General features: G+C 58.6%; 27 protein-coding genes. 14 read left to right on the top strand and 13 right to left on the bottom strand.

Translation table 11 applies throughout. The annotated features are described in order from the left end of the window. Window positions 1-258: 258 nt before the first annotated feature. Complete coding sequence (locus tag DHN55_RS15290; protein ID WP_108882329.1) at window positions 259-1,068, bottom strand: alpha/beta fold hydrolase; 810 nt, start codon at window positions 1,066-1,068, stop codon at window positions 259-261. Window positions 1,069-1,656: 588 nt separating this feature from the next. On the opposite strand from DHN55_RS15290, the gene DHN55_RS22405 reads away from it, so the two are divergent. From DHN55_RS22405 to DHN55_RS15270, 3 genes are all read left to right on the top strand, one after another. Further along, window positions 1,657-2,394 carry a hypothetical protein gene (locus DHN55_RS22405; RefSeq protein ID WP_337660369.1) on the top strand — a complete coding sequence of 246 codons (738 nt, stop codon included), beginning with the start codon at window positions 1,657-1,659 and terminating at the stop codon, window positions 2,392-2,394. Window positions 2,395-2,498: 104 nt separating this feature from the next. Then, window positions 2,499-3,437, top strand: coding sequence for a hypothetical protein (locus DHN55_RS15275; RefSeq protein ID WP_108882326.1), 939 nt, complete (start codon window positions 2,499-2,501; stop codon window positions 3,435-3,437). Beyond that, window positions 3,434-3,715, top strand: a complete 282-nt coding sequence (locus DHN55_RS15270) for a PqqD family peptide modification chaperone (protein WP_108882325.1) — start codon at window positions 3,434-3,436, stop codon at window positions 3,713-3,715. The genes DHN55_RS15275 and DHN55_RS15270 overlap by 4 nt, the downstream gene beginning before the upstream one ends. 42 nt (window positions 3,716-3,757) lie before the next feature. Here the strand turns inward: DHN55_RS15270 and DHN55_RS15265 are convergent, their stop codons facing one another. Then, window positions 3,758-4,501 carry a TIGR02466 family protein gene (locus DHN55_RS15265; RefSeq protein ID WP_108882324.1) on the bottom strand — a complete coding sequence of 248 codons (744 nt, stop codon included), beginning with the start codon at window positions 4,499-4,501 and terminating at the stop codon, window positions 3,758-3,760. A gap of 118 nt (window positions 4,502-4,619) precedes the next feature. Next, entirely contained in the window at window positions 4,620-5,315 is a 696-nt protein-coding gene (locus tag DHN55_RS15260; RefSeq protein WP_108882323.1) for a metalloregulator ArsR/SmtB family transcription factor, read from the bottom strand. Between the two features lie 75 nt (window positions 5,316-5,390). Here DHN55_RS15260 and DHN55_RS15255 point away from each other — a divergent pair, with 75 nt between their 5' ends. Further along, window positions 5,391-5,723, top strand: a complete 333-nt coding sequence (locus DHN55_RS15255; protein ID WP_108882549.1) for an NIPSNAP family protein — start codon at window positions 5,391-5,393, stop codon at window positions 5,721-5,723. A gap of 33 nt (window positions 5,724-5,756) precedes the next feature. Continuing rightward, window positions 5,757-6,668: an EamA family transporter gene (locus DHN55_RS15250; RefSeq protein WP_108882322.1), complete on the top strand. Its 912-nt coding sequence runs from the start codon at window positions 5,757-5,759 to the stop codon at window positions 6,666-6,668. A gap of 142 nt (window positions 6,669-6,810) precedes the next feature. Here the strand turns inward: DHN55_RS15250 and DHN55_RS15245 are convergent, their stop codons facing one another. The 3 genes from DHN55_RS15245 to DHN55_RS15235 all read right to left on the bottom strand — a co-directional run bounded on the left by DHN55_RS15245 (window position 6,811) and on the right by DHN55_RS15235 (window position 10,531). Then, entirely contained in the window at window positions 6,811-7,695 is an 885-nt protein-coding gene (locus tag DHN55_RS15245; protein WP_108882321.1) for an NAD-dependent epimerase/dehydratase family protein, read from the bottom strand. Window positions 7,696-7,866: 171 nt separating this feature from the next. Next, window positions 7,867-10,065 (bottom strand): molybdopterin cofactor-binding domain-containing protein, encoded by a 2,199-nt coding sequence (locus tag DHN55_RS15240; protein ID WP_108882320.1) that lies wholly within the window; start codon window positions 10,063-10,065, stop codon window positions 7,867-7,869. A 4-nt stretch (window positions 10,066-10,069) separates the two neighbouring features. Next, window positions 10,070-10,531, bottom strand: a complete 462-nt coding sequence (locus tag DHN55_RS15235; RefSeq protein WP_108882319.1) for a 2Fe-2S iron-sulfur cluster-binding protein — start codon at window positions 10,529-10,531, stop codon at window positions 10,070-10,072. 312 nt (window positions 10,532-10,843) lie between these two features. On the opposite strand from DHN55_RS15235, the gene DHN55_RS15230 reads away from it, so the two are divergent. Then, window positions 10,844-11,734, top strand: a complete 891-nt coding sequence (locus DHN55_RS15230) for an AraC family transcriptional regulator N-terminal domain-containing protein (RefSeq protein WP_108882318.1) — start codon at window positions 10,844-10,846, stop codon at window positions 11,732-11,734. A 115-nt stretch (window positions 11,735-11,849) separates the two neighbouring features. On the opposite strand, the gene DHN55_RS15225 is transcribed toward DHN55_RS15230, so the two are convergent. Together DHN55_RS15225 and DHN55_RS15220 are read right to left on the bottom strand one after the other, a co-directional pair. Beyond that, complete coding sequence (locus DHN55_RS15225) at window positions 11,850-12,320, bottom strand: peroxiredoxin family protein (protein WP_337660368.1); 471 nt, start codon at window positions 12,318-12,320, stop codon at window positions 11,850-11,852. An 87-nt stretch (window positions 12,321-12,407) separates the two neighbouring features. Then, window positions 12,408-13,157, bottom strand: coding sequence for a hypothetical protein (locus DHN55_RS15220; protein ID WP_108882316.1), 750 nt, complete (start codon window positions 13,155-13,157; stop codon window positions 12,408-12,410). A 94-nt stretch (window positions 13,158-13,251) separates the two neighbouring features. Between DHN55_RS15220 and DHN55_RS15215 the strand changes: the two genes are divergently transcribed. Then, window positions 13,252-13,803: a MarR family transcriptional regulator gene (locus tag DHN55_RS15215; protein WP_108882315.1), complete on the top strand. Its 552-nt coding sequence runs from the start codon at window positions 13,252-13,254 to the stop codon at window positions 13,801-13,803. Further along, a complete protein-coding gene (locus DHN55_RS15210) occupies window positions 13,804-14,505 on the top strand; it encodes an MOSC domain-containing protein (RefSeq protein ID WP_108882314.1) in 702 nt (233 codons plus the stop codon). A 128-nt stretch (window positions 14,506-14,633) separates the two neighbouring features. On the opposite strand, the gene DHN55_RS15205 is transcribed toward DHN55_RS15210, so the two are convergent. The 3 genes from DHN55_RS15205 to bhcR form a co-directional block, all read right to left on the bottom strand. Beyond that, window positions 14,634-15,098: a DUF2867 domain-containing protein gene (locus DHN55_RS15205; protein ID WP_108882313.1), complete on the bottom strand. Its 465-nt coding sequence runs from the start codon at window positions 15,096-15,098 to the stop codon at window positions 14,634-14,636. A 132-nt stretch (window positions 15,099-15,230) separates the two neighbouring features. Continuing rightward, the gene (locus DHN55_RS15200; protein WP_337660367.1) at window positions 15,231-16,103 is read right to left on the bottom strand and encodes an NAD(P)-dependent oxidoreductase; all 873 of its coding nucleotides are present in this window, start codon (window positions 16,101-16,103) and stop codon (window positions 15,231-15,233) included. Between the two features lie 51 nt (window positions 16,104-16,154). Beyond that, on the bottom strand, window positions 16,155-16,985 hold the full coding sequence (gene bhcR / locus DHN55_RS15195) for an HTH-type transcriptional regulator BhcR (RefSeq protein ID WP_108882311.1): 831 nt from the start codon (window positions 16,983-16,985) through the stop codon (window positions 16,155-16,157). Between the two features lie 220 nt (window positions 16,986-17,205). Between bhcR and bhcA the strand changes: the two genes are divergently transcribed. The 5 genes from bhcA to DHN55_RS15170 are packed head-to-tail and all read left to right on the top strand — an operon-like array spanning window position 17,206 to window position 22,381. Then, complete coding sequence (bhcA, locus tag DHN55_RS15190) at window positions 17,206-18,396, top strand: L-aspartate--glyoxylate aminotransferase BhcA (protein ID WP_108882310.1); 1,191 nt, start codon at window positions 17,206-17,208, stop codon at window positions 18,394-18,396. A 7-nt stretch (window positions 18,397-18,403) separates the two neighbouring features. Further along, entirely contained in the window at window positions 18,404-19,381 is a 978-nt protein-coding gene (gene bhcB, locus DHN55_RS15185) for a beta-hydroxyaspartate dehydratase BhcB (RefSeq protein WP_108882309.1), read from the top strand. Between the two features lie 29 nt (window positions 19,382-19,410). Beyond that, window positions 19,411-20,574: a 3-hydroxy-D-aspartate aldolase BhcC gene (gene bhcC / locus DHN55_RS15180; RefSeq protein ID WP_108882308.1), complete on the top strand. Its 1,164-nt coding sequence runs from the start codon at window positions 19,411-19,413 to the stop codon at window positions 20,572-20,574. Window positions 20,575-20,585: 11 nt separating this feature from the next. Beyond that, on the top strand, window positions 20,586-21,551 hold the full coding sequence (bhcD, locus tag DHN55_RS15175) for an iminosuccinate reductase BhcD (RefSeq protein ID WP_108882307.1): 966 nt from the start codon (window positions 20,586-20,588) through the stop codon (window positions 21,549-21,551). Between the two features lie 35 nt (window positions 21,552-21,586). Further along, a complete protein-coding gene (locus DHN55_RS15170) occupies window positions 21,587-22,381 on the top strand; it encodes an aspartate dehydrogenase (protein WP_108882548.1) in 795 nt (264 codons plus the stop codon). A gap of 8 nt (window positions 22,382-22,389) precedes the next feature. Here the strand turns inward: DHN55_RS15170 and DHN55_RS15165 are convergent, their stop codons facing one another. Both DHN55_RS15165 and DHN55_RS15160 read right to left on the bottom strand, forming a co-directional pair. Then, the gene (locus DHN55_RS15165; RefSeq protein ID WP_108882306.1) at window positions 22,390-22,791 is read right to left on the bottom strand and encodes an ACT domain-containing protein; all 402 of its coding nucleotides are present in this window, start codon (window positions 22,789-22,791) and stop codon (window positions 22,390-22,392) included. A gap of 149 nt (window positions 22,792-22,940) precedes the next feature. After that, complete coding sequence (locus DHN55_RS15160; RefSeq protein WP_108882305.1) at window positions 22,941-24,098, bottom strand: YbfB/YjiJ family MFS transporter; 1,158 nt, start codon at window positions 24,096-24,098, stop codon at window positions 22,941-22,943. Window positions 24,099-24,174: 76 nt separating this feature from the next. Between DHN55_RS15160 and DHN55_RS15155 the strand changes: the two genes are divergently transcribed. Next, a complete protein-coding gene (locus DHN55_RS15155; protein WP_108882304.1) occupies window positions 24,175-25,041 on the top strand; it encodes a LysR substrate-binding domain-containing protein in 867 nt (288 codons plus the stop codon). Window positions 25,042-25,133 lie beyond the last annotated feature (92 nt).

Genomic DNA, 25,133 nt, shown 5'->3' with positions numbered 1-25,133 from the left:
CAGCTACTCCGCCTAAAGACAAGTTGGTTCGGAGCCTATTCGCTAGGTTTTCCCGCTTGATGCCTGTAGGCATTTTCGTGGGTGGTACAGGCATGGGCGAAGAGAACGATGATCAAGACGGCGGACGCAGCGGATATCGGCAGGCTCATCGACACGCTGGTTTTGGGATTCGCCGCAGACCCGATATAATCGAGGCATCAGGCGCGCCGAGTTTGTTTCCCATGGTGCGCCAGCCGCAGTGACGAATGCGGCCCCGCGTCAGACTCTGCTCAGATTTTTCAGCACAAGTTCGGGTGCTTCCAGTTGCGGCAGGTGACCGATGCCGGGCAGGGGCGTGAACGGGCCCTTGCCGACAAGGCCGTGCAGAGCCTTGCCGCGCGCCAGCGGTATCCATGGGTCATCTTCGCCCCACAGGATTTTGACCGGGCAGCGGATATCGCCGAACAGGGGTTCAACCTCTGCCGTATAGCGCTCGTCGGCTTGCGCGAACTGGCGGTAGAAACTGCCGCGCCCGGCCTCGCTCAGCCACGGTGAGACAAGCGCATCAAAGTCGTCGGCATCTATGTCCGAAATCAGCGCGCCCTTGATGTAGGCTTCCACCACAGCTTTGTGAATGTGCGCCGGCAGGCCGAGAAAGGCATCCACGTGACGACCTACATGATCGAAGAACTCCGATCCCCACGGTCGCATGGCGACGACGTTCATCAGCACGTAGGTTTCAAATTCGCAAGCGTGCAGCAGGTGCGCCCGCAAGGTAGTGGCGCCGCCAAAATCATGGGCGATGACATGCGGGCGGGCAAGGTTCCAGTGGGCAAGCATTTCCGCAAACACCCGGCCCTGCACATCCAGCGATGTGGCCTGGTCGGCGCGCATCTCGGAGCGGCCATATCCGGGCATGTCATACCAGTGCACCTTGTACTGCTTCGCGAGTTCCGGAATCACCCGGTGCCATGAATAGGACGACCATGGCCAGCCGTGCGCCACAACAAGGTCAGGCCCGTCACCGGCATTTCCGGCGGCCACTTTTCCGGCGCTGGTTTCAAAGGTCTCGTTCAGGTGCCAGGTCATGGATTACGCTCCGCTGCAGTGTGTCGTTCATACGTGGTTACTATGCCGTGATGTTGTAAACCGTAAGCTGCGGTCAATGGCGGTTCAATTATCTGCGCTGTTAAAAATTTATTGAACCAGCATCATCTCGACCTGTTCAACATCTGGCCGCGCACCGTGGTGCTCAAGAAATGCCTGAAACCCAACATCCCGGCACTTTCGCAAAGCTGAATACTGTCTGAAACAAGGCAGATGGAGTTACGGTCCCACATCGTCGAAACAAGTGATTGATTGATTCCAGGACAAGAGCTGTAGAGTTGAAGCAATGCGATTGGTATGCAGGTGTCGATTGACTACATAATCAGAGCTGGTCACTACTTAATCTACCGGTTATTTGCTCGTCAGGCCGACATGGTTAATTAATTCTTTCGATTTAACCACGAATTAGATTCAATTTGACAGATAACTCAGCGACTCGCTACTGTAAGGTAATGTTTCCTGGGCCCTCTGGAAGCAGTTTTCTGCGCAGCATGGACGACCGTTGTGTAGATGCGGTGGGATATGGACCGATGTGTCGCCCTTGTTAGTTAGTAACAAGGAGTAACGGCATTGAAAAAAGTCGAAGAAAGCTCGCAAGACGAGCTTAGTGAATCTCAAAACAGCAAAATGGACCGTAGAGACGCGTTGGCCAAATTGGGCCTGACGGGTCTTGGCCTTCTGCTTGCCCCTTCAATTGTGACGATCAGTGAAGGACATGCCGCACGTGGCGGCAAAGGCGGCGGTAAGGGCGGCGGTAAAGGCGGCGGTTCCGGCGGCGGCAAAGGGGGTGGTTCCGGTGGCAGGGGCGGCGGCGAAGGCGGCGGTTCCGGCGGCGGCAAAGGCGGCGGTAAAGGCGGCGGCAAAGGGGGTGGTTCCGGCGGCAAGGGCGGCGGCGAAGGCGGCGGCTCTGGCGGCAAGGGTGGCGGCAGAGGCCGTGGCTCCGGCGGCAAGGGCGGCGGCAAGGGCCGCGGTTCCGGCGGTAAGGGCGGCGGCAAGGGCCGCGGTTCCGGCGGCAAGGGCGGCGGCAAAGGCCGCGGTTCCGGCGGCAAGGGCGGCGGCAAAGGCCGTGGTTCCGGCGGCAAGGGCGGCGGCAAAGGCCGTGGTTCCGGCGGCAAGGGCGGAAAAGGCGGCAAAGGTGGCGGTTACGGCGGTGGCAAAGGCAAGGGCCACGGCAAAGGCAAGGGCCACGGCAAAGGCAAGGGCCACGGCAAGGGTCGCAGGGGCGGTTCGTCGGCAAGTGCATCCGGTGACGCTTGTGGCAACTGGGAAAACTCGCCACGGCGCTGCCGCGACTGGACCGGGCAGTAGGGCAGTAATAGTGCCATTGGCACAATTCCTGCTTGGCTCACACGATAATACTGCTGCCAGGGCTTCGGCTCTGGCAGCAGGCCATTTTCAGTCCAGGGCATCGCATGTTGCAAGTTCCAGAAAAAACCCAGGCCGCTCAAGCCGAAACCCGCCGGCTCAAGATTGGCTGGAACGGTGTGCACTGGATTGTGGATGTCGCGGGCTGCGGCGATCTGTTTTCGGACCTTCAAAAAATCCTTCGTGGCTGGGACATTGTCGAGCAACCGGTAACTGCGACGATCAAACCTGCCATGGTGTTCAGCAGAATGGGCGACGTGTACGACTGGAGACTTCCCGCCAATGATCTGACCGCCGAAAATCTCTTTGGCTGTCCGGAAAGCAATGCCGGTGCAGTCCGGGATTTCCACTTTCTGTTTAACGGCTGGTTCGGTGACGAATTTCAGCAATATTTCACATTGCACTGTGCTGCGGTAAAGGTTGGTGATGGTGTCATCCTGTTTCCGGGAGGGCATCGGGCCGGGAAGAGCCTGTTGACGGTTGCGTTGGCCGCGAACGGTCACACGGTGTTCGGTGACGATGTCGTGGCAATTGACCCGGTCACGACTGAAGTGTTGTCACTCGGTCTGCTTCCGCGTATCAGGTTGCCGTTGCCGCTTCAGGCCATAACGTCTGAACTGCGCCAAACTCTGAATAAACACTCCATCCTGGGTGATGCCGAGCAACAGTATATTGACCTGGCGGCTGGCCAGATGGCTGAAGTTGGCAGGTCGTCTCCGGTCAAGGCGATTGTGCAACTGAAGCGCACCAACAAGACAGGCGCCGCCAGCCTCGACGATATGACAAACGGCGCTGCACTGCGCTCACTGATCAGCCAGAACTACAGCACCGGTATGCCGGCCAGTTCGGTGTTTGATCATCTGCACAAGATCGTGGAAGGCGCATCCTGTCACTGCATGACTTACCACAAGGTTGACGATGCAGCTTCTCTGCTCGAGGCTGTATTCGACTGTCAACCTGGCGATCAATCAGGGGTTGGGCAATGACTGATACGAATGCCCGCTACTGTCGCAACCCGGAGATTCTGCAAAGAGAGCTGGATGGCGAGATTTTCCTGATCGACGATACGCTCGGAAAAATCCACGCGCTCGACCCGATGGCGTGCGGGATCTGGCGGCTGCTGGAACAGCCGATAACAAGCTATGACATCGTTGCGATGTTCTACGCTGCGTTTCCTGACCGCAAGCCCAAGGACCTGCGCCGCCAGGTTTCCCGGCTTTTGGACGACATGCGCCAGAACAGCCTGGTGATGCACGCCGCATGATCGCGGCTGCAGCGTCTAACCACCCGCTCAAAAGATGGCAGATTAAGCTTCCTGCTGTGAGAAGGATTTCCTTATCGCCTCACCATCTGCAATGGGCACCTTTTTCCATTGCGACGGCGACGGCATCAGAAACTCGTGCGATCCGCGTACCTGATCTTCCCTGGACGTGACGATCAGGTCAAAGGAAACCGAAATTCGGTCCTCATCAGTCAGGTTCGGTTCCACCGAGTGGGTCAGCTTGGCCGGAAACAGGACCAGACGGCCTTCAACCGGTGAATACTGCGCGCTGTTGTAGTTGAAAGCGTTGCGCTCGAAATAGGAGCCGGTCATGCCCGTGCTGATGCCATGCGAAATTTCGTTGGGGCAATGGTCATTGAAAAAAGTCGTGCCGCCCGGATCTCCGTCGCTGGGTATGGACACATAATAGACCGAGCTGACATGGGCTGTGTTGTGGGCGTGCGGCGACACCACCTGTCCCTTGCGGCCGATGACAGGCCATGACCGCTGGATGTGAACATCCATCTTGTCGAGGTCATGGCCAAGTATTGTCAGGTATCGCAGGACATGGGCGCCGACCTGATCTGTCAGCCAGTCAAAGACCGGATCATGATGGATGCGATCCACGCCATGTATGTCGCCGGTCCAGCTTGAACTTTCAGTTGTACGCTGTTCACCGGAAGACGCACGCAGAGCATGTATATGCTTCACAAGGGTCTCCTTGTGCGACGCGCTTTCAGGTAGATCCTCATAGTAAATTGCCAGTGGGAACCAGCTTTCGACAGCCACTTCAGTACTCCTGAATTGGGTTAGTTCACTTCTACATTGAATTGTAGGTCATTTTTCTGAATTTGGACCGGTTTTGGCGGAAAATGCTTAATTTCGATGGTAAAAATGGGAAACGGTGTCACGCAGTCCGGGCACTGACACCGAATTCTGCCAGCAGCAGGCGTTCCCCTCTTGCGCTGAACTTCACCACGCGCGAGCCGTCCACCCGTGACGCCCAACCAAGGTCATAAAACCTGTTGAGCAGGGCGGTGCCCAGCGAGCCCGCCAGGTGGGTGCGGCGCGAGCTCCAGTCGAGGCAGGATCTGCACATCGGACGCCGGCTTTTTGACAGGACCTCCAGGTCAACCCCGAACCTGGCGGCAAACTCTTTCCCGACGCCGGTCAGGTCGACGTCGCCGTCGGTCTCGGCAAGATAACCGCGGCTGATCATGCCGTCATAGATCGCCACGCCCAGGTCTCCGGCCAGATGGTTGTAACACACCCGCGCCCTGCGCAGCGCTTCATCCTTCGGGCCGGTCCGGGTGCGCACCAGGCCACGGCCCGCCGCCAGTCCCATCATGGCTTCCAGAACACTGCCGACTTCGTCATCCGCCAGGGTGAAATAGCGGTGCCGGCCCTGCTTGCGTTGCCGCAACAGGTGCGCGTCCTGAAGCTTTTTCAGGTGCGAACTTGCAGTCTGCACCGTCACGCCCGCTTCCGACGCCAGTTCACTGGCCGTCAGCGCCTTGCCGCTCATCAGGGCAGTGAGGATGTTGGCCCGTGCCGGATCACCAATCAGGGAGCCGAGCAGGGCGATGTCGGGGCCTTCCTTCATGCTTCGATGGTAGTCGAAGCATTCGGGCAATGCAATATGTCACGGTTCGATGATCAACGAACCATGGAGGCGCAAGTGCTGACCTGCTTTATCCGCTATCACATCGACCCGACCAAACGACATCAGTTTGAACAGTATGCCCGCAATTGGGGTGAGGCCATCCCGCGCTGCGGCGCTGACCTGATTGGCTACTATGCACCGCACGAAGGCTCCAGTACGCTGGCCTACGGGGTCTACAATATCGAAAACCTCGCAGCCTATGAACAATACCGCGCGCGGCTGGCGGCCGACCCGCTGGGCCGGGAGAATTACGAGTTCGCGCAACGGGAAAAATTTCTGCTGCGTGAAGACAGAACCTTTCTGACACTTGCATCCGCGCCGCAGCCGGGTGACGGGGCAGGGCAGTGAGAGCGGCTGAGAAACGAAAAGGGTAGCAAACTCGTGAGCGCATCCGCCAAACCGGTCCTGATTGTCGAGCTTGCCCTGCTTGGACTGCTGGCGCTGCTGTGGGGTTCGTCTTACCTGTTCATCAAGGTGGCAGTCACGGAAATTCCGCCGGTCACGCTGATTGCAGTACGGGTAACAATTGCTGCCCTGTTCCTGCTTGCCGTTCTGTCATGGCGCAAGGACCATCTCCCGCGTGATGGCCGGACGTGGCGCATGTTGCTGTTGCAGTCCTTCTTCAACTCCATTGCCGCCTGGACGCTTCTCGCCTGGGGCCAGCAACATGTCGACAGCGGACTGGCCAGTGTCCTCAACTCCACGTCACCGATCTTCGTGTTCCTGTTCACGGTCTTCATCACCCGGCATGAAGTGACCAGCGGTCTGAAACTCTTCGGTGCCTGCCTCGGCCTGCTTGGCGTCACCATGATCGTCGGGGTCGATGCACTGGCCGGCCTCGGCCAGCAGGTGGCAGGGCAACTGGCGGCAATCGCCAGTGCGGTCCTGTATGCCTGTGCCGCGATCTACGGCAAGCGCTTTACCCATATCTCGGCAACCGCGACTGCGGCAGGCACCATGATCTGTGCGGCCGTTGTACTGGTGCCGGCCAGCCTGCTGCTGGACCAGCCCTGGACGCTGGCGCCATCAATGAAAGCCATCGCCGCCGCCTCCGTCCTGTCCGTGTTGTGCACGGCTTGCGCCCTGCTGATCTATTTCCGCTTGCTGAAGACGCTGGGGTCCATGGGCACCGCCAGCCAGGCTTACCTGAGGGCCGGAGTAGGGGTTGTACTGGGCATGGTGTTCCTGGGCGAGCAAATCACCCCGGTGATCGGTCTGGGCCTTGTCGCGGCCATCGTCGGTGTGGCGGCAATCAACCTGCCGGAGCGCTTGAAGCAGGTGCCGGGAGCGTGAAGGCGGGTTTCGTGCAGCTAAGCCAATTTCCTGATAAAAGATAGTAAAAACAAATATTTGACTTGCGGGCCTGATTCAATTCTTCAACACTTAACTGTCTGATTGCGCTTTTTGTATCGCGTTCCGCATCCTGTTTGGGCTTTCAGGACAGCTCAGCCAGGATGTCGGTGTGCTCCGGCACCCAGCCAAGCTCCCGCACTGCCTTTGCGCTGCTCATTTGCTGATCAAGTGCATACCCGACCGCCCAGCTCCCAATGTCTCTAACTGCCTCGTCTACAGTCAGCACTTCCAGGTCGTCCGGTTTTCCAAATCGCGTCGCCAGTGTTCTAGCAATCCTGCCGACCTGCATTGAGACGATGCCCGCGCCGTTGAAACCGGCACCGGCTTCGCCGCGCTCCAGCATCAACGCATACAGCACGGCCAGGTCCATCCGGTGAACCAGCGGCCATCTGACGTCTGCGCTGCCGACTATCCGCACCCTGTCCCTGTGCCGTGCATCGTCTGCCATCTGCTCAAGCACGCCGCCGTCGCGCTCGTAGACCATGGCAGGGTAGATGATCATGCCGCGAACCTGCCTGCTGTCGCGAACCTGGCGGGCGGTTTCGATACTGGAAGCGAATTCGGGCAGGGGATCGAAAGGGGTGTCTTCCGTGGCGATGGTGTCGCCGGTGGCGCCGTAACTCCAGCACCCGTCAGTGTAGATCACGGTCCTGCCTGCATCCGGTGTGGAGAACGCCTGCAGCAGTTTTGCAACCAGTCGCCGCTCAACCTGTGCCTCGTCGTCGGACCAGGTGGATGCGGCATTAATCACGGCATCGAATTCACCGGCACGTCCGGTCCAGTCGTCGGGTGAGCGGATGTCCCCGCGTATCGTGTTGAACCCGGCGGCGCGCAAGGCCTGCTGTGAACTCTCGGACCGGGCCAGGCAGGTGACCTGATGTCCGCGCCGGCGCAATACGTCGGCCACCGGTCCCCCGATTGAGCCCGTACCGCCGAGCACAAGAACACGTTGGTTTTCCCGCATCATGATAGGTCCGTAAAACACTCTGATCGGATAGATCGCCCGTTCAGATCAGTGTTCCGCCATCACCAACCAAATGCAATGGGCCTCGATGCCGCTACCGGTATCAAGGCCCATTGATCATTGCTCCAGATCAACCGCACCTTGTAATGCGCGGGTGAACTTTTCAGAGGCCGCTCAGGTGCCCATCGATTTCGACATGGGCAGAACGCGAATCCGGCGCCCGCCTGCTGCGGCAATGGCGTTGGCCACCGCCGGGCCGATCGACGGCACGCCGGGCTCACCGACACCGGTCGGCTTGTTGGCGGACGGGACAATATGCACATCGACTTCCGGCATCTCGCTGATCCGCAACGGCGTGTAGGTGTCGTAATTGCCCTGTTCCACTTCACCATTCACCAGTGTCAGTTCCTCGGCCAGAATCGAGCCGAGGCCGAAGCCGGTGCCACCTTCCATCTGCGCCTTGATGGTATCCGGGTTCACCGCGATGCCGCAGTCAACGGCGACCGTGACCTTGTGTACCCTCGGTGTGCCGTTGTCCATCGAGATCTCGGCGATGTGCGCCACCACCGAACTGAAGCTCTCATGAACCGCCAGCCCGCGGAAGCGGCCTTCAGGCGCCGGCGTGGACCAGTTCGCCTTGTCGGCAGCCAGTTTCAGCACCGCAGCATGGCGCGGATGATCTTTCAGCAGTTCCATCCGGTAGGTGTATGGATCGGCGCCTACCTCGGCGATCACCTCGTCCAGGAAGCTTTCCACCGCATAGGCGGTATGGGTCGAGCCAACGGCACGCCACCACAACACTGGCACTTTCACATCGGTCGTCGTCAGGCCGACATTGATGTTTTCAATGCCGTAGGGAATGTTGGACGCGCCTTCAACCGAGGTGCCGTCCACGCCATCCTTGATCAGGCCTTCAAACGGCGTGCCGGAGACAATGGACTGGCCGACAATGTGGTTGTGCCACGCAATCAGCTTGTTGTCCTTGTCGAGACCGGCCTTGAACGAATGCACATAGGCCGGACGGTAACGCCCGCCGCGCATGTCGTCCTCGCGGGTCCACTGGACCTTGACCGGTGCCCTGAAGCTGATGGCGCCGGCAACCGAGACGGCTTCTGCAACCACATCACCGTCGGCCACCGCGCGCCGCCCGAAGCCGCCGCCGGTTTTCATGACGTGCATGGTTACCTGCTCCGGCTTCACCCCGGCAATCTTGGCGGAAATGCCCTGATAGACGTCCGGGATCTGGTGCCCGCCCCAGACTTCCAGTGTGCCGTCTGAATTCTTGCGGGCCACGGCGTTGAGAGGCTCCATTGCGGCATGGGCGAGATATGGAAACTCATAGGTCGCCTCGATGACTTTGTGCGCTGATGCCAGGGCCGCCGCCGCATCGCCTTCCGTGCGTGCGGTGGCCTGCTGCGCTTCCCCGGCCTTGGCCTTGTATTCGCTGATGATCTCGGCACTGCCGCGGGTTTCAGCCTGGGTCTCATCCCATTCGACCGTAAGCGCCTCGCGTCCCTTGATGGCTGCCCACATGTGCTCCGCGACAACGGCGACACCGCGCGGAATTTCCACCACGTCAGTGACCCCGCGCACCTTCAGGGCTTCGGCGGCGTCGAACGATTTCACCTTCGCGCCGAATTTTGGCGGATGGGCCACAACGGCGGTAAGCATACCGTCGAGTTTGACATCGATGGTGAAGTCATGCGTGCCGTTGGCCTTGGCCGCACTGTCGAACCGGCGCAGTTTTTCGTTGCCGATCTGGGTCCATTCAGCAGCGTCCTTGAGTTTTGCCTTCTCGGGCACTGGCATGGCGGCGGCTTTCTCCGCCATGTCGCCGAAGGTGGCTGTGTTTCCGGACGCGTCGGTCAGTCTGCCACCGGAAACGCTGACCTGCGAAGCGTCGACACCCCAGGTTTCAGCAGCGGCGGCAACCAGCATTTCACGCGCTGCAGCGCCGGCCTGGCGATAACGGTCGAACGATGTTGCAATGGACGTGGAACCGCCTGTGCCCTGTACCGCGCCGCCCCACATGATGTTGCCGTAAAGCTTGGTGTTGCCGGCTGCACCTTTCACGTCGACCTGTGACCAGTCGGCGCCAAGTTCTTCAACCACCAGCGTGGCCAGACCGTGATAGGGGCCCTGGCCCATGTCGAACTGCGATGACAGGATGGTCACCGAATTGTCCGGCGCGATGTGGATGTAACCGGCCAGCGGGTTTGCAGCGGCAGCAGCCGTGTCGGATGTTGCACTTGCAGGTGCGGCCCGCAGTCCGACCATCAGGCCGCCGGCGACGGCAGATGCGCCAAGCAGAAAACTGCGGCGGCTGGTTTCGATTTTTGCAGGGTTCAGATCTGAAATGATTTTGTTCAACATGGGCTCAGGCCTCCAGGCGCTTGGCGGCTTCGTGAATGCCGGCGCGAATGCGTTGATAGGTGGCGCAGCGGCACAAATTGCCGGACAGCGCGTCATTGATGTCTTCGTCTGTGGGCTTTGGCGTTTCGCTGAGCAGGGCGACAGCGGCCATCACCTGGCCGGACTGGCAGTACCCGCACTGTGGAACATCAAGGTCGGCCCAGACTTTCTGGACGGTTTCGGCAACCTTGCCGGTGACACCTTCAATGGTGGTGATGGCTGAGCCTTCGGCGTCCGACACCTGCAACTGGCAGGAGCGGGTCGGCACGCCGTCCACATGCACGGTGCACGCACCACACTGGGCAAGGCCGCAGCCGAACTTGGTGCCGGTAAGGCCTGCCACGTCGCGTATGACCCAGAGCAGCGGCGTGTCATCGTCGACGTCATAAGACTTCTGCTCACCGTTTATATTGAGATTGAAAGCCATTTGAAGAACCTCTCTGTTTAGCCCAGCGCCTGAACTGAAAACGGCGTGGGGGTACGGATGGATTGGTATCCAGACTTAAAAGTCTGTAATGGTCGCATCGTTGGCAATTTCACTCAGCGCAGTTGATCATCCGCATAAAGTGAGACATCTGCTGCCAACACCGGCGAGCTGGTACCCGATACTTAGGCACGGGCAGGGTTGATCGCTTGCCGCATACTCCGGAAAACTTGCCTATTCCTCCGATCCGTCGGATTTTGGGATGATTGGTGATCCGCAATTACATATATCTTGCGTGATCAAAGGACCTTGCTCATGAAACTCCGCGAAGTTGCCGAACACGTGCAACGCCACGCACTGAAACACCCGCCGTCGGATCAGCCGATACCGCTGGCCGTGGATGGCTTGTCGATCTTTCGGCAGGAGAACTGCACGACGTTCGAAGCCATGCTGTACCAGCCGGTTGTCTGTTTGATCCTGCAGGGCAGCAAGGAGTCCGTGATAGGTGACAGGACGGTCACATATGGCACAGGCGACTCGCTGGTTGTCAGTCATGATGTGCCGGTTGTTGCCCGTGTCACCGAGGCCAGTGCCGAAAAACCCTACCTTGCAGTGATACTTGAACTTGATCTGGGGCTCATCCGCAGCCTCGATGAAGAGATCGGGGCCGTTGCACCGGAAGAAGGGGGTGCGCTGTCGCTGGCTGTCAGCGCATCGGATGATGCGCTCATAGACGCATTTGGGCGGTGCATTGCCCTGGCGGACCGGCCGCTGGAAGCCGCGGCCCTGGCGCCACTCATCATCAGGGAAATTCACTTCCGTTTGCTGACGGCGCCTCACGGCGCCATGTTGCGCAGGCTAAGGTGGCGCGACAGTCACGCAAGCCGGGTCCAAACCGCCGTTTCGCACATACGCCAGAACTACAAGTCCGGGCTCACCGTTGCCGACCTGGCCAAACTGGCCGGCATGAGCACATCGTCTTTTCACGAGCACTTCAAGTCTGTTACCGCCACAACGCCGCTGCAATATCAAAAGCACCTTCGCCTGATGGAGGCAAAGCGCCTGCTGTCGGAGGGAAACCACGCTGTATCAGCGGTGGCGTATGAAATCGGATATGAGAGCCTGAACCAGTTCAGCCGTGAGTATGCCCGCAAGTTTGGCGCCTCGCCGCGCAAGGATTTGACGAGGTTGTCGGCATCCGGTTGATGCATTGCCGGTTGGCTGAAGCAGTTCTGGAAAAGATGCGCAGTAGAAAAAAACATTAAAAACAAATGCTTAGATGTGTAATTTTGATTCAGTTCATCAAGTTGAACCCGCCTTTTCAGTACAGCAAAGTGGCGATCTCGGCGCCTATCTGCATGTCGGTTGTGTGGCCAAAATGACAGGCCCTCAGATTGCCGGACTGGTCGATGACAATTAGAGAGGGAGTTCCCCGCAGCTGGTAGGCTGACATGGTTTTGGGGACGTCCCTGGTTCCTGCTTCATCAACGCCAACTGGAAATCGCAGCTGGTATTCGTGAATGAACGCTTCAAGTGAAACAGGCGTCATCGCCGCGTGATGTTCAAACACAGTGTGAAGTCCCAGCACGGCCACCTTGTCTTCAGGAAACAGTGCATGAACCTGCTTTGCCTGTGGCAACCCGTGGGACACACAACCGGGGCACAGCATCTGAAAAGCTTCGATGACCACCACCCGCCCGCGCAGGCTTTCCAGTGTTATTGACTGCTTGCAATTGAACCATTGCGACACGTTGAGTTGCGGTGCGGGTTGAAAATTTTGGTCACTCCTCATGGGGTTCATCTCCAATTTGTCAGCTGGGCTTCGGACTCGGTGCGGCGGGGCGCCTGCAGAGTGTCCCGCCGAACTGTCGTCGAACGGCTATTCCACCTTGCCCGGCAGGCTCAGATCACCTGATGCAATGTCGAATACGTCGGCGACGCAAAGCAGCGGCGCATGCACATTGGCATTTACCTTCAGGGCCGAGGTGACACCGTCATAGGAAGCCCCGGCAATAACATCTGCATCAGCAAACGCCACGTTGATCTTCACTTCGGGGCCATCAAACAGGGGAGTGAACCCGGGGCTGTCGATAAAGATCGGCAGGCCCGGCCAGGTTGCCGGCATGGCGGGCGTTTCACCATCGGGAATGTCGCGAACGCCCAGCGCACCCCTGCCGCATTGTTCCGTCGGAGTCAGGACCACCCAGTGACTGTGCCATTTGCCGCCGTCATTGGCAGGATCGCCATCACCATCTTCATCATAAAGCGGTGTGTCGTCGAAGTCCGGATGACTGGTTGCGGCAAGTGCCAGGATACCGGTCTTGCCTTCAAACCCCACTGTCGACGGGTCAAGCGATGTCGGCCAGACATAGGACAGCACCGGCGCACCGGCAAGCTTGCCCGCAGGTTCCGGCGTCTTCGATCCTGCCTTTCCGTTCGTGGTCATGTGGAAAGTAACCGTGCGCCCGTTGCGATGGACATGTGCGGCAAGAATGTCGAAGGCGGCGGTCTTGGAACTGTCGGCCTTTGAAAGCACCGCTCCCTTTTGATGAACGGCGTGGCTTGCATCTGCATGGGCGACAGTCACGCTGGCAGTCAGGGCCAGTGCTGTGAGGGCTGCAAGTTTCATTTTCTGAACTCCTGTTGGTTGCTGATATGCTGCATACTAATAATAGCGACTCCTAATTATTGCAATAATTATTTTGAGTCGCTATTATATTGGCATGACACAAGATGACCTAAACCGCGTCCGCGACCTGATTGATCGTATTGCCCGCCTCAGTGCTGCTGATGAGTGGAGTGACGACATCAACCCGACCCAGTGGGTCGCCTTGTCCTACCTGGCCAGGGCGAACCGGTTTTCCAGGGCGCCGTCGCAGGTTGCCGAGTTCATGGCCGCAACCCGGGGCACCGTGTCTCAAACGCTGAAGGCCCTGGCCCGCAAGGGATTGATTTCAGAAATCCGTTCGGCGGTCGACAAGCGCTGGATTTCCTATTCGGTCACGGACGACGGCATGGCCGTTCTGAGCAGGAAGACCATTGTCGACGAAGCAGCATCGAACCTGGATGACGCCGCCGTCAGCCGGTTGGCTGATGGGCTGGAAGCACTTGTACGCCAGGCCCTGGCCTCCAGAGGCAAGCGTGCCTTCGGTATCTGTGCGTCATGCCGTCACCACAAGAAGCAGGGGGCAGGCGGCTACTGCATGCTCCTGGGCGAGCAGCTCACAAAAGCCGATGGTGCAAAGATCTGTCATGAGCACGAGGAGGCTGCCTAGATGTCCGGTGTTTCTGAACCGCGCGGAAAGATCCTGGCTCTGTTCACCGGAAAGATTGAAAGCCGCTGGCCGGGAAAAGCGCCGTCGGCCATCAACAAGCAATTGGCTGAAGCGGCATTGCGCCTGGAAGAAAATGGTTTTGTGGATGACCGGCAGGCAGATCTGAAGGTTCATGGCGGACCTGAGAAAGCCGTTCATCACTATGCATCCGAGCACATGGAATTCTGGCGCGGGATGTTTCCGGAACAGGGAGACCAGTTCGTGCCAGGTTGTTTCGGCGAGAACATTTCCACAACCGGCCTGCATGAAGACAATCTTTGCCTGGGTGACATTTTAAGCCTGGGAACGGCGCGGGTGCAGGTCTGCCAGGGACGCCAGCCGTGCTGGAAGCTGAATGAGCATACCGGCATTAGGGCAATGGCGGCGCAGTTTCAGAAAACCGCCTGTACCGGGTGGTATTACCGCGTTCTGAAAAATGGCGTCGTTGCTGCGGGTGACGACATGAAACTCCTCGACCGCAGCAATCCGGAGTGGATGCTGAAACGGCTCATCACAGCCAGGTTTGATCCGAATCTCGCCGTTGCTGACGCGCTGGAATTGTCACGGTTACCGGCTCTTTCAGCCAACTGGAGACAGGCTTTTGAGAAAAAGAGCCAGTCCGGATTTACGGAGAATACGGATTCCAGATTGCTGGGAACATGATTGCAACGCGTGCGAGTTTTTGGATAAAATCCTTCCAGAACAATAGCTTGGGAGCCAGGTCTGATTCATGCCATCAAGCAGGGAACCAGCATGCGCACATCTGATGCCATCACGTTGCTGATTTTTTCCTAGGAGTGCAGAGCCCCGACCCGTGCCAGTGCATCCCGCGCGATCAGGATGTGGAACGGCAGGATTGTTTTCAGATAGAGCCAGCCGCCAATGTTGTGTGGATGCACCCAGGTCGCCAGAAACACACGGCCGTTCTGCGACACGACAGAGACCCGGAAATCCAGGTGCTTGTCGTTGAACCCGGCAATCAGTTCGCGGCCGGTTTCGGTTTCCACCGGAAACACCCCGACCTTGTCCGGTGCCGCCGGGCCGTCATTCGAAAGCCCGAACGGCGAGGTCACAATCCGGCGGATGTGCAGAAGAAACCGGGCCCATCCGGGAAAGTCGGTGATCACTTCGGCAGCCCGGCGCGGTGACAGATCCGATGCCACGCAGTAACAGTCCAGGAAGTCGGTTGCAGCAACACGCTCGCCCAGAAGGCTGTGTTCGGGCAGTTCGGTTGCGGTCACGCCGGTTGCGTACATGTTCGGCCATCTCCCAAGTCGTCATGGCGTCGGGTTACTCTCTTGCAAGATAGGCTGCAGCGTTCCCGATTGCACGCACCGGCGCTGTGTCAAAGCACCTCAGGGTGAGGGGCAATTACCCGGCTGATCGGGTCAGCTTGAACTTTCGCTTCCCAGGGCAGGGTCAAGCAGTTCGCTTATCATGCGGCTGCCGTGGCCGTGCGATGCTGCACTGGAGAACACCTCGAGTAACGCCGCAACCAGGTCGGAATTGCATGAGTTGTTTTCTGCCAGCTCGGTGAAATACGAAAGGTCCTTGACGCTGTTGTCGATGGAGAATTTGTATCCCTTGAAATCTCCCGCAACCGCTCCGCCCGCAATGCGGTCAAGCCCGACCGATTTACCCGAACCGTGCTGCGCCAGCTCGTACAGCTTTTGCCAGTCGACACCGAGCGCTCTCGCCTTCCGGAAAGTTTCGATAACAAGTGCCGCAGTCCCGAGTGCCAGAAAATTGCTGACCAGCTTGGCGCGCGCGCCGGCGCCGGCCGGCCCGAACTGTTCAACCTGCCTGCAAAAACAAGAGAGTACACCGCGTGCCTTGTCGGACAACTCCCCGTCACAGCCGACAATGGCGCCGAGCACACCCTCGCGCGCCTGCTGCGCTCCACCTGTCACCGGTGCTTCCACATAGGTTACGTCCAGCCTGGTCAGGATCGAATTGATTTTTTCGGGGCCGCCGGACGTGTTGGTTGTCGTATCGATGACCAGCATGCCGGGCCTGAGTACCGGTGTGATTTCCTCAATGACCTTGCAAGCAGCAGGGGTGCCGGTGACGCACAGCACCACGACATCAACCAGCGCAACCATAGCGGCCGGTGAGGAGGCTTCAAGCGCGCCTCTGGATACAAGGTCCTCGATCGGCTCACGATTGCGATGCGCCACGACATGAAGCTCATGGCCCGCAGCCAGCATGTTTACGCCCATGCCGTGCCCCATGAGACCGGCGCCAATCAGGCCAATTTTCATGTTCATCTCCTCTCTGTGTTCCGATGCGGTTCCCTTGCCACTGCTGAGTTGTCAGTCAGTTGGCGGCGAACCCCTGCCTCCCAGCAACTTGGTCACTCCAGTTGCGGCTCTTTTGACCTTCGGGCCGAGTTCGCGGATCACGTCGTCCGGCAGCCGGGCCGCCGGGCCGGAGATGGAAATACCGGCTATGGCTTCACCGTGGAAATTGTGGATCGGGGCTGCAATGCACCGCATGCCGTAATGTCGTTCTTCATCGTCGTAGGACCAGCCGCGCGCGCGCGTGGCTTCAAGGTCTGCAAACAACGCGTCCGGTGACGTCAGGGTCTTGGAGGTGAACTCCTCAAGTCCCTTTTTCTGCAAAACCTGTTCAACCTTGCTCCGCGGCATTTCGGCCAGCAGCGCCTTGCCTATGCCTGAACAATGCATCGGTCCACGGGTTCCGACACTGAAGAATGCCCGGATCGGATTTGGCGTCTCGATCTGGCTGATGAACACCACATCGCCGTCATCTGCGATGCCCAGATTGGCCGTCTCGCCGGTTTCCTCCATGAGCCGGCGCATGACGTCGCGCCCGGCTTCAACCAGGCTGGTGCGCTGAACAAAGGCACTGCCGATCCGGAATGCCTCGATGCCGATCATCCATTCCTGGGTGGATTCATCAAAATCAACAAATCCCCGCCTTTGCAGGGTTACCAGCAGGCGGTGGGCGGTCGAGGCCGGCATGCCGACGCGCAACGCCAGTTCGGTCAGCGTTGTCTTGCTTTCCTTGGCCACGATGACGAGCAGTTGAAGACCCCGGTCGAGCGCCTGGACTGTTGCCGCATTGGTATCTGGTGACAGCGACCGCGGCCTGCCGCGTGTCCGGGTGGTTTGTTCAGTCAATTTACCGTCTCCTGATGCCTGCACAATCGGATGCTTTCAGGTTACGTGATTGAAAAAAAATTTCAAATAAAATCAAAAAATCGAATTCGAAAAATTATTAATCGTTAAAAATCAATATTTTATATTTTTATACGTAAAATGAAATGTTTTTCCAGAAAAATTGAAATTATATCGGATCCATGTATAGTCAGTGTAATCATGATCAAGTGGAGGAAGCGACATGACTGGCCAGAACCCCGTCTTCATACCAGGTCCGACCAACATACCGGATCGTTTGCGCTATGCCATGAGCATACAGTCGATGGATCATCGCGCGCCTGATTTTGTAGAACTGCTATCGCCGGTCCTAGCGGATCTGAAGAAGGTTTTCAAAACCCGGACAGGCCAGGTGATTTCGTTTCCCGGCAGCGGTACCGGCGGCTGGGAGGCGGCGATCACCAACACCCTGTCTCCCGGGGACAAGGTGCTTGTCGCCCGCTTCGGGATGTTTTCTCATCGCTGGATAGACCTGTGCCAACGCCACAATCTCGATGTCGAGGTGATCGAATGTGAGTGGGGCACCGGCGCCCCCGCCGACCTTTACGGCCAGCGTCTGGCTGCGGATAAGGATCACCAGATCAAGGCGGTCCTTGTTACCCACAATGAAACTGCAACCGGTGTACGCAGTGACATTGGCGCTGTCCGCAAGGCGATGGATGAGACTGATCATCCCGCCATGCTGTATGTCGACTGCGTCAGCTCGCTGGCATCCATGGATTTCCGCATGGACGAATGGGGTGTCGATCTCGCCGTCTCCGGTTCGCAGAAGGGCTTCATGCTCGCGACGGGCATGGCCATTGTCGGGGTCAGTCAGAAGGCACTGGCGGCATGTGAGACGGCCACCTGCCCACGCTGCTATTTCGACTTTCGCGACATGGCCGGTGCCAATGCCAAGGGCGGCTATCCCTACACGCCGCCCTTGCAGATCATGTATGGGCTTCGCGAGAGCCTCGACATGCTGTTTGAAGAGGGCCTGGACAATGTTTTTGCCCGCCACTACCGGATTGCCGAAGGGGTGCGTGAAGCGGTCAGGGCATGGGGTTTGCGCTTGTGCGCAAAGAGCCCGGACCTGTATTCGGACACGGTCAGTGCGGTTTACGTTCCCGACGGGTTTGACAGCAATGTGCTCACCGACCATGCGTTCGACGTCTACGGCGTGTCGTTTGGTATCGGACTTGGTGAAATGGCCAACAGGGCGTTTCGCATCGGCCACCTTGGCTCGATGACCGATGTCATGGCATTGTCAGGGATCGCTGCAATCGAAATGGCGATGAAAGACCTGGATTACCCGATTGAACCGGGCGCTGGTGTCGCGGCCGCGCAGAACTACTACCGTGCAACCGCCCGCCGCCCGCAACTGCAAGCTGCGTGAGGATACCATGAACGATATGTCCCACCTGACCATTCCAAGCTATGAAGACGTCATCGCCGCCCATGCCCGGATCGAGCCCTATATCCACCGCACGCCGGTTCTGACGTCGAGCTATTTCAATGAGCTGACCGGCGCGCAACTGTTCTTCAAGTGTGAGAACTTCCAGAAGGCCGGCGCGTTCAAGGTGCGCGGCGCGTCCAATGCCGTGTTTGGCCTGGACGACGAGACGGCAAAGAAGGGCGTGGCGACGCACTCGTCGGGCAACCATGCCCTGTCGCTGAGTTATGCCGCCGGCAGGCGTGGTATTCCGGTGACGGTTGTGATGCCCCGGACGGCACCTGACGCCAAGAAGGCGGCCGTACGCGGTTATGGTGGAACCGTGGTTGAATGCGAGCCCAGTACATCGTCGCGCGAGGCGGTTTTTGCCGAGGTTGTTGCTGCGTCAGGCGCAGAATTCGTCCACCCCTACAACGATCCCCGCGTCATCGCCGGTCAGGCCACGTGTTCGAAAGAACTGGTTGAGGATATTACAGAGCTTGATGCCGTCGTGGCGCCGATTGGTGGCGGCGGCATGATTTCCGGTTCGTGTCTGACGCTGTCACACATTTCACCGGGCACAAAGATTTATGCAGCCGAACCGCTCAATGCCGATGATGCCTATCGCTCGTTCAAGGCCGGTCACATTATTGCCGACGACGCCCCGCAAACCGTTGCCGATGGTCTCAAGGTGCCGTTGAAGGAGCTGACCTGGCATTTCGTGTCGAACCACGTTGAGGACATTCTGCTGGCGACGGAACAGGAGATCATCGATGCGATGTACCTGACCTGGCAGCGCATGAAGATTGTGATCGAACCGTCGTGTGCCGTGCCGCTGGCGGTGATCTTGAAGAACCGCGACGTGTTTGAAGGCAAGCGTGTCGGTGTCATCATTACCGGCGGCAATGTCGATCTCAACAAGTTGCCCTGGCTGCAGGATCAAAGTTGAACCGCCAATTCCTAGAAGGGAGAAATGTCATGAGCTTGATGAACAAAATTGAAGGGCTTGAAGTCGGCTACAACGTCCCGGCTGCCGTTGGCATGGACGAAGCGGACATCCAGACCCCGTGCCTGGTCGTCGATCTGGATGCGCTGGAGCGGAATGTTATCAAGATGGGCAACTTGGCCAAGGAGATGGGCGTGCGTCACCGCGTGCACGGCAAGATGCACAAATCCGTCGACGTGGCGCTGCTGCAGGAAAAGCTGGGCGGCAGCTGCGGTGTCTGCTGCCAGAAGGTCAGCGAAGCGGAGAGTTTCGCCCGCGGTGGCATCAAGGATGTGCTGGTCTCAAACCAGGTGCGCGATCCGGCCAAGATCGACAGGCTGGCCTGCATTCCCAAGCTCGGCGCACGCACCATTTGCTGCGTCGATGACATAGACAATGTGGCCGACCTGTCTGCTGCGGCAGTGAGGCACGGCACCGAGATCGAATGCCTGGTCGAGATAGACTGCGGGGCAGGGCGTTGCGGTGTTACGACAACACCGGAAGTGGTGGCGATTGCCAAGGCGATCGCTGCCGCCGACGGGCTGAAGTTCACCGGCATCCAGGCATACCAGGGCGCCATGCAGCACATGGATGACTATGATGACCGCAAGCAGAAGATCGACATCGCCATTGCCATGGTCGCTGATGCCGTCACTGCGCTGAAGGCCGAAGGCCTTGACTGCGATATCGTCGGCGGCGGCGGCACGGGCTCTTACTATTTCGAGGGTGCCTCAGGCGTTTACAACGAGCTCCAGTGCGGTTCCTACGCGTTCATGGATGCAGACTACGGCCGTATCCTGGACAAGGACGGTAATCGCATCGACCAGGGAGAGTGGGAGAACGCACTGTTCATCCTGACATCCGTCATGAGCCACGCCAAGGCCGACAAGGCGATCTGTGACGCAGGGCTCAAGGCGCAGTCGGTGGACAGTGGCCTGCCGGTCATTTTCGGGCGCACCGATGTGGAGTACGTCAAGTGCTCTGACGAACACGGTGTCATAGCGGATCCGGACGGCAAGCTGAAAGTGAACGACAAGCTGAAACTGGTTCCCGGACACTGTGATCCGACCTGCAATGTACACGACTGGTACGTTGGCGTGAGGAACGGCAAGGTTGAAACGGTCTGGCCGGTCACCGCGCGCGGCCTGGCGTACTGAGGAACAGATCAATGCTCATTGTTTCCGAAGAAACCTGCCAGGCGGTAGTGGGGCGTGGCGACGCTTTTGCAGCGGTCGAGAGTGTGTTTTCCGCCATGGCCAGCGGCGATGCCTACAATTTCCCGGTCATCCGTGAGGCAATTGGCCATGCCGATGCCTTGTATGGTTTCAAGTCCGGCTTTGACCGGGCCGGTCTGGTGCTGGGCCTCAAGTCCGGCGGATACTGGCCCGGTAACCTGGACAAGGGGCTGACCAACCACCAGTCGACAGTGTTTCTGTTCGATCCTGACACCGGTCAATTACATGCGCTGGTCGGTGGCAATTATCTCACTGCCATACGCACCGCAGCCGCCAGTTCGGTTTCGATTGCCCACCTGGCACGCAAGGACGCCAGGGTGCTCGGCATGGTCGGTGCCGGTCATCAGGCCGGGTTCCAGCTCAGGGCGGCGGCCGAACAGCGCGATTTTGAAAAGGTCGTGGCGTGGAACTTTCATCCCGAGATGTTGCCGGGGCTTGGCGCCGTGGCAGAAGAAATCGGCCTGCCGTTTGAGGCGGTCGAGCGCGAGCAGCTTGGTGCTGAAGCGGATGTGATCATCTCGATTACCTCGGCCCATGAACCGCTGATGATGAAAGACTGGATCAAGCCGGGCACGCATCTGGCCTGCATGGGCACCGACACCAAAGGCAAGCAGGAGGCGGATCCTGCGCTGGTTGCGGCGGCGACCGTGTTCACCGACGAGATCGCGCAGTCGACGACGATCGGCGAGACCCAGCACGCTATCTCCCAGGGACTGATCGGTGAAGATGACATCACGGCCATCGGCGACGTTATAAACGGCACTCATGCAGGCAGATCATCCGATACCGAAATTACACTGTTTGACGGTACCGGTGTCGGGCTTCAGGATCTGGCGGTGGCCTCGGTTGCCGCGAGGCTTGCAGATGAGAACGGCAAGGCTCAGCGTGTCCAGCTCTGATGGTCGGCCAGGTGATCGGGAAGCGGGTGCAGGTGATGAATATCGTTGTTATCGGGTTCGGTGCGATCGCATCCTATGTGTCGGCCAAGCTGTCGGAAGACTCTGATGTGGTCGTAGCTTGCGTGCTGTGCCGCCAAGGTCGCGACAACGCGGCAGTCGACGCGCTTGGGGCTGGCGTGAAGCCGATCAATACGGTGGATGATATTCCCGGTGATACTGATCTGGTGATTGAATGCGCCGGACACGCCGCGCTCGCTGAGTACGGGCCGGCGGTCCTGCAGCGCGGCATTGACCTGATGTGCACGTCTAACGGTGCGCTGGCCCAGCCCGAATTGGCAGACAGGTTGAGCAGTGCTGCACAAGCGGGCGGATCACGGCTGCAGCTGGTGTCGGGTGCGATTGGTGCGATTGATGCTATTGCGGCGGCCAAGGTCGGCGATATTGACCGTATCGTGTACCGGGGCCGGAAACCTCCACAAGGCTGGAAGGGTTCGCCGGCAGAAGATGCGATCGATCTGGACAACCTTGATGGGCCGGCATGCCATTTTTCCGGCTCCGCGCGCGAGGCCGCGCTACGCTATCCCAAAAATGCCAATGTTGCGGCAACCGTGGCCCTTGCCGGGTCGGGCCTGGATGAGACCCGGGTCGAACTGGTGGCCGATCCGACAATAATCGAGAACATTCACGAGATTGAAGTCGAAGGCACATTTGGAAGATTGCAGTTCAGGATTGACGGCAAGCCGTTGCCGGGAAATCCGAAATCATCCGCGCTCACCGCCATGAGCGTCGTGGCGGCGGTCCGCAACCGGATGGCGCGTATCAAGATGTGAAGTGTCTTCTAGGTGCTGTCACTGGCAATCCGTTCCAGAATCCGCATGGCATCCTGCTCGCGTCCCTCAGGCACAAACAGGTGATCGTGGAAAAAGCCTGACACGGGATTGACGCCCATGTCATGCCGGGCGAGTTCACTGGCGATATGCGCGATAAAGCCGACGGCCTCGAGTGACGAATGCACGTCCAGCGTAATCATCCGGCAGGGAAACTCACAAGCCAGACCACACGCTTCGGCTTCTGTCTTGCGAAGCACGAGGGTTATGCCTTCGGCCTCCCGGAAAACCATACGCGGAGTGATGTTTTCCGGTATTGAATCGTCCGGCAGTGTGGCGAATACATAAACCCCCTCGACAAGCTGTGCCGAAAGCGATTTTAGAAGTTCATTCAGGTTCGTCTCACCGCTCATGAAAATCTCCTCCGGCTCCTGAGTGAAACAGTCATTGCTGTCTGGTTACGACAAACCCTGCAGTTCGACTATTCCTTATTGCAGACGGCTTATGAATTTCTTCAACCTGATTGACTGGTGGTGTCCTGACGGATCGGCAATATTGAAGATCACGGTTGCCTCCGGGAAAGGCCCTTAAGCATCGGTACCAGGCTGATGATCAGCAGGATACCTGCAAGGATCAGCGGATAGGAAAATCCGCCCAGTTTTTCAAACGCCCAGCCGGCAGCAATGGGTCCGGCAATCTGTCCTGTCGCGAAGGCAAACGTCATGACGGCGACATGACGCTGGGCGTCTCCCGGCCCGGCAATTCGATGCGCCTCCTTCATGCCGGCCATGGTGATGACCATGAACGTGCCACCGACGCACAGCGCTGCGATGATGATGGCGGCAATCGATTGCGAAACCGCTGGAGCCAGCAGGCCGAGAGCCATGACGACCTGTGCGGCCAGCCAGATTTGCCTGTTGGAGTAGCGTGACTGAAGCTGTCCGATCAAAACCGTTGAGACCGCTGCGGCGGCGCCGAAGACGGGCCAACCCAATCCGAATATCAGTGGCGACGGCAAGATCTCCTGCGCCATCACGGGCAGGTAGGTGGCAGGAACGATGTATCCGAAGCCCATTGCGGCGTAGGGCAGGATAATGGCCCAGGAAAGTGGTGTTTTGCGAATTTCCTCTCCTGCGGCAGCATCTGCCGACGGTCGGTCGAAATCAATTCGCTGTACACACAGGTATATGGATCCTGCCAGCGCCAGGCCACCGAACCACAGCCACATCATATAGCTCGGAACTCTCAAGATCATCATGGCCAGCACAGCCACGCCGACAAGCAAGATGCCGGCCCCGACGCCCGCGAACACCCAGCCCTGCAGGTTGCTGTGCTCAGGCCCGGTGAGGGATCTGATGTGATAGGTGCTGACGATGATCAGGATAAGAGCGCTGCAGAAACCGGCCAGCCAGCGCGCGCCAAGCCAGGCATAATGGCTATCGGTTACGCCCATCGCAACGGTTGAGACGACAATAATGACCAACGACGCCATCAGGATTTTTCGCGGTGTCGCGATGCCATACGCACCTGCAAATGCGCCCATCGCGTATCCGATGAAGTGGACGGAGGCGATTATGCCGGCGGTGCCTACATCCAGCAGGCCGTCACCCAGCATCACCGGCAGCACCGGCGTGTAGGCGAAACGGCCGATCCCCATGGCAAGCACAAGGCAAAGAAACCCGGAAAACGCGATCAGTACTGGTGATTGTCTGGCTGGCATTCATCTACTTTACGAACTTCCTGCCATCTGCAAAAATGATTTATAGAGAATAACTGGTTTTGATAATGAGAACGATTTGAGACTGGACATCGCATCGCTGGAAGTGTTTCAGGCCGTTGTCCGCCACGGCGGGGTCTCGAAGGCGGCTGCGCAATTGAACAGGGTGCAATCGAGTGTCAGTACCCGCATCCGGCAGTTGGAAGATCAGTTGGGCGAACCCTTGTTCCTGCGCGACAACAGGCGCATGACACTGACCGATGCCGGCCGCAACCTGCTGCCTTATGCCGAGCGCATGCTGACCCTGGCGCGTGAAGCCGCCGATGCGGTTAAGACGAAAGCGCTCAGCGGAACCCTCCGCATAGGCACCATGGAAAGCACTGCTGCAGCGCGCCTGCCCAAACTGCTTTCGCGTTTTCATGCCATGCATCCGGATGTCTCGATCCGCCTGACGACGGCCACCGCCGGTGCTCTCCACAACAGTCTGAGCAACGAAGAAATAGATATTGCCTTCATTGCAGAACCGGTCAGCAACAAGGGCTTTCAGACGTTGCCGGTCTTTACGGAAGAGCTTTGCCTGGTCGCGGCGAAATCATTCACCTCGATAGAAGACACCGCCGCCTTGAACGGACAGACGATTGTCGCGTTTGAAGAAGGTTGCGCTTATCGCCGTTACCTCAATGACTGGCTGCTCGGCGAACAGATAGCACCTGGAACGACGCTGGCGGTCGGGTCCTACCTTGCCATGCTGTCATGCGTGTCCGCCGGTACCGGGTTCGCCGTGATCCCGAAATCCGTGCTGTCCATCGTCGATGTGCACGAGACGCTTCAGTATCGCATGCTGCCCGGTCGGTATGCGCGGATCAAGACGCTGATGGCCTGGCGAAAAAACTACACCTCACCCAAGCTGAACACCCTGCAGGAGTTGCTGGCTGTCAAGGTGTGACCGCAAACAGAGGTGCTGCCAAAATTACTTAAAAACAATCACTTACCGTTTAGATCTGACTCATCTGATCAACGAACAGGGTTCGGCCTGCT

This window comes from Anderseniella sp. Alg231-50 (assembly GCF_900149695.1).
GTDB lineage: Bacteria > Pseudomonadota > Alphaproteobacteria > Rhizobiales > Aestuariivirgaceae > Anderseniella.
Note: the sequence above shows the minus strand (reverse complement) of the source record. Positions and strands in the feature narration are given on the sequence as shown.

Bases quoted from the DNA above. Each gene is read 5' to 3' on its own strand.
- DHN55_RS15290 (WP_108882329.1), bottom strand. From the start codon at position 1,068: ATGACCTGGCACCTGAACGAGACCTTTGAAACCAGCGCCGGAAAAGTG.
- DHN55_RS15275 (WP_108882326.1), top strand. From the start codon at position 2,499: ATGTTGCAAGTTCCAGAAAAAACCCAGGCCGCTCAAGCCGAAACCCGC.
- DHN55_RS15270 (WP_108882325.1), top strand. From the start codon at position 3,434: ATGACTGATACGAATGCCCGCTACTGTCGCAACCCGGAGATTCTGCAA.
- DHN55_RS15260 (WP_108882323.1), bottom strand. From the start codon at position 5,315: ATGAAGGAAGGCCCCGACATCGCCCTGCTCGGCTCCCTGATTGGTGAT.
- DHN55_RS15245 (WP_108882321.1), bottom strand. From the start codon at position 7,695: ATGATGCGGGAAAACCAACGTGTTCTTGTGCTCGGCGGTACGGGCTCA.
- DHN55_RS15240 (WP_108882320.1), bottom strand. From the start codon at position 10,065: ATGTTGAACAAAATCATTTCAGATCTGAACCCTGCAAAAATCGAAACC.
- DHN55_RS15235 (WP_108882319.1), bottom strand. From the start codon at position 10,531: ATGGCTTTCAATCTCAATATAAACGGTGAGCAGAAGTCTTATGACGTC.
- DHN55_RS15230 (WP_108882318.1), top strand. From the start codon at position 10,844: ATGAAACTCCGCGAAGTTGCCGAACACGTGCAACGCCACGCACTGAAA.
- DHN55_RS15225 (WP_337660368.1), bottom strand. From the start codon at position 12,320: ATGAGGAGTGACCAAAATTTTCAACCCGCACCGCAACTCAACGTGTCG.
- DHN55_RS15220 (WP_108882316.1), bottom strand. From the start codon at position 13,157: ATGAAACTTGCAGCCCTCACAGCACTGGCCCTGACTGCCAGCGTGACT.
- DHN55_RS15215 (WP_108882315.1), top strand. From the start codon at position 13,252: ATGACACAAGATGACCTAAACCGCGTCCGCGACCTGATTGATCGTATT.
- DHN55_RS15210 (WP_108882314.1), top strand. From the start codon at position 13,804: ATGTCCGGTGTTTCTGAACCGCGCGGAAAGATCCTGGCTCTGTTCACC.
- DHN55_RS15205 (WP_108882313.1), bottom strand. From the start codon at position 15,098: ATGTACGCAACCGGCGTGACCGCAACCGAACTGCCCGAACACAGCCTT.
- DHN55_RS15200 (WP_337660367.1), bottom strand. From the start codon at position 16,103: ATGAAAATTGGCCTGATTGGCGCCGGTCTCATGGGGCACGGCATGGGC.
- bhcA (WP_108882310.1), top strand. From the start codon at position 17,206: ATGACTGGCCAGAACCCCGTCTTCATACCAGGTCCGACCAACATACCG.
- bhcB (WP_108882309.1), top strand. From the start codon at position 18,404: ATGAACGATATGTCCCACCTGACCATTCCAAGCTATGAAGACGTCATC.
- bhcC (WP_108882308.1), top strand. From the start codon at position 19,411: ATGAGCTTGATGAACAAAATTGAAGGGCTTGAAGTCGGCTACAACGTC.
- bhcD (WP_108882307.1), top strand. From the start codon at position 20,586: ATGCTCATTGTTTCCGAAGAAACCTGCCAGGCGGTAGTGGGGCGTGGC.
- DHN55_RS15170 (WP_108882548.1), top strand. From the start codon at position 21,587: ATGAATATCGTTGTTATCGGGTTCGGTGCGATCGCATCCTATGTGTCG.
- DHN55_RS15165 (WP_108882306.1), bottom strand. From the start codon at position 22,791: ATGAGCGGTGAGACGAACCTGAATGAACTTCTAAAATCGCTTTCGGCA.
- DHN55_RS15160 (WP_108882305.1), bottom strand. From the start codon at position 24,098: ATGCCAGCCAGACAATCACCAGTACTGATCGCGTTTTCCGGGTTTCTT.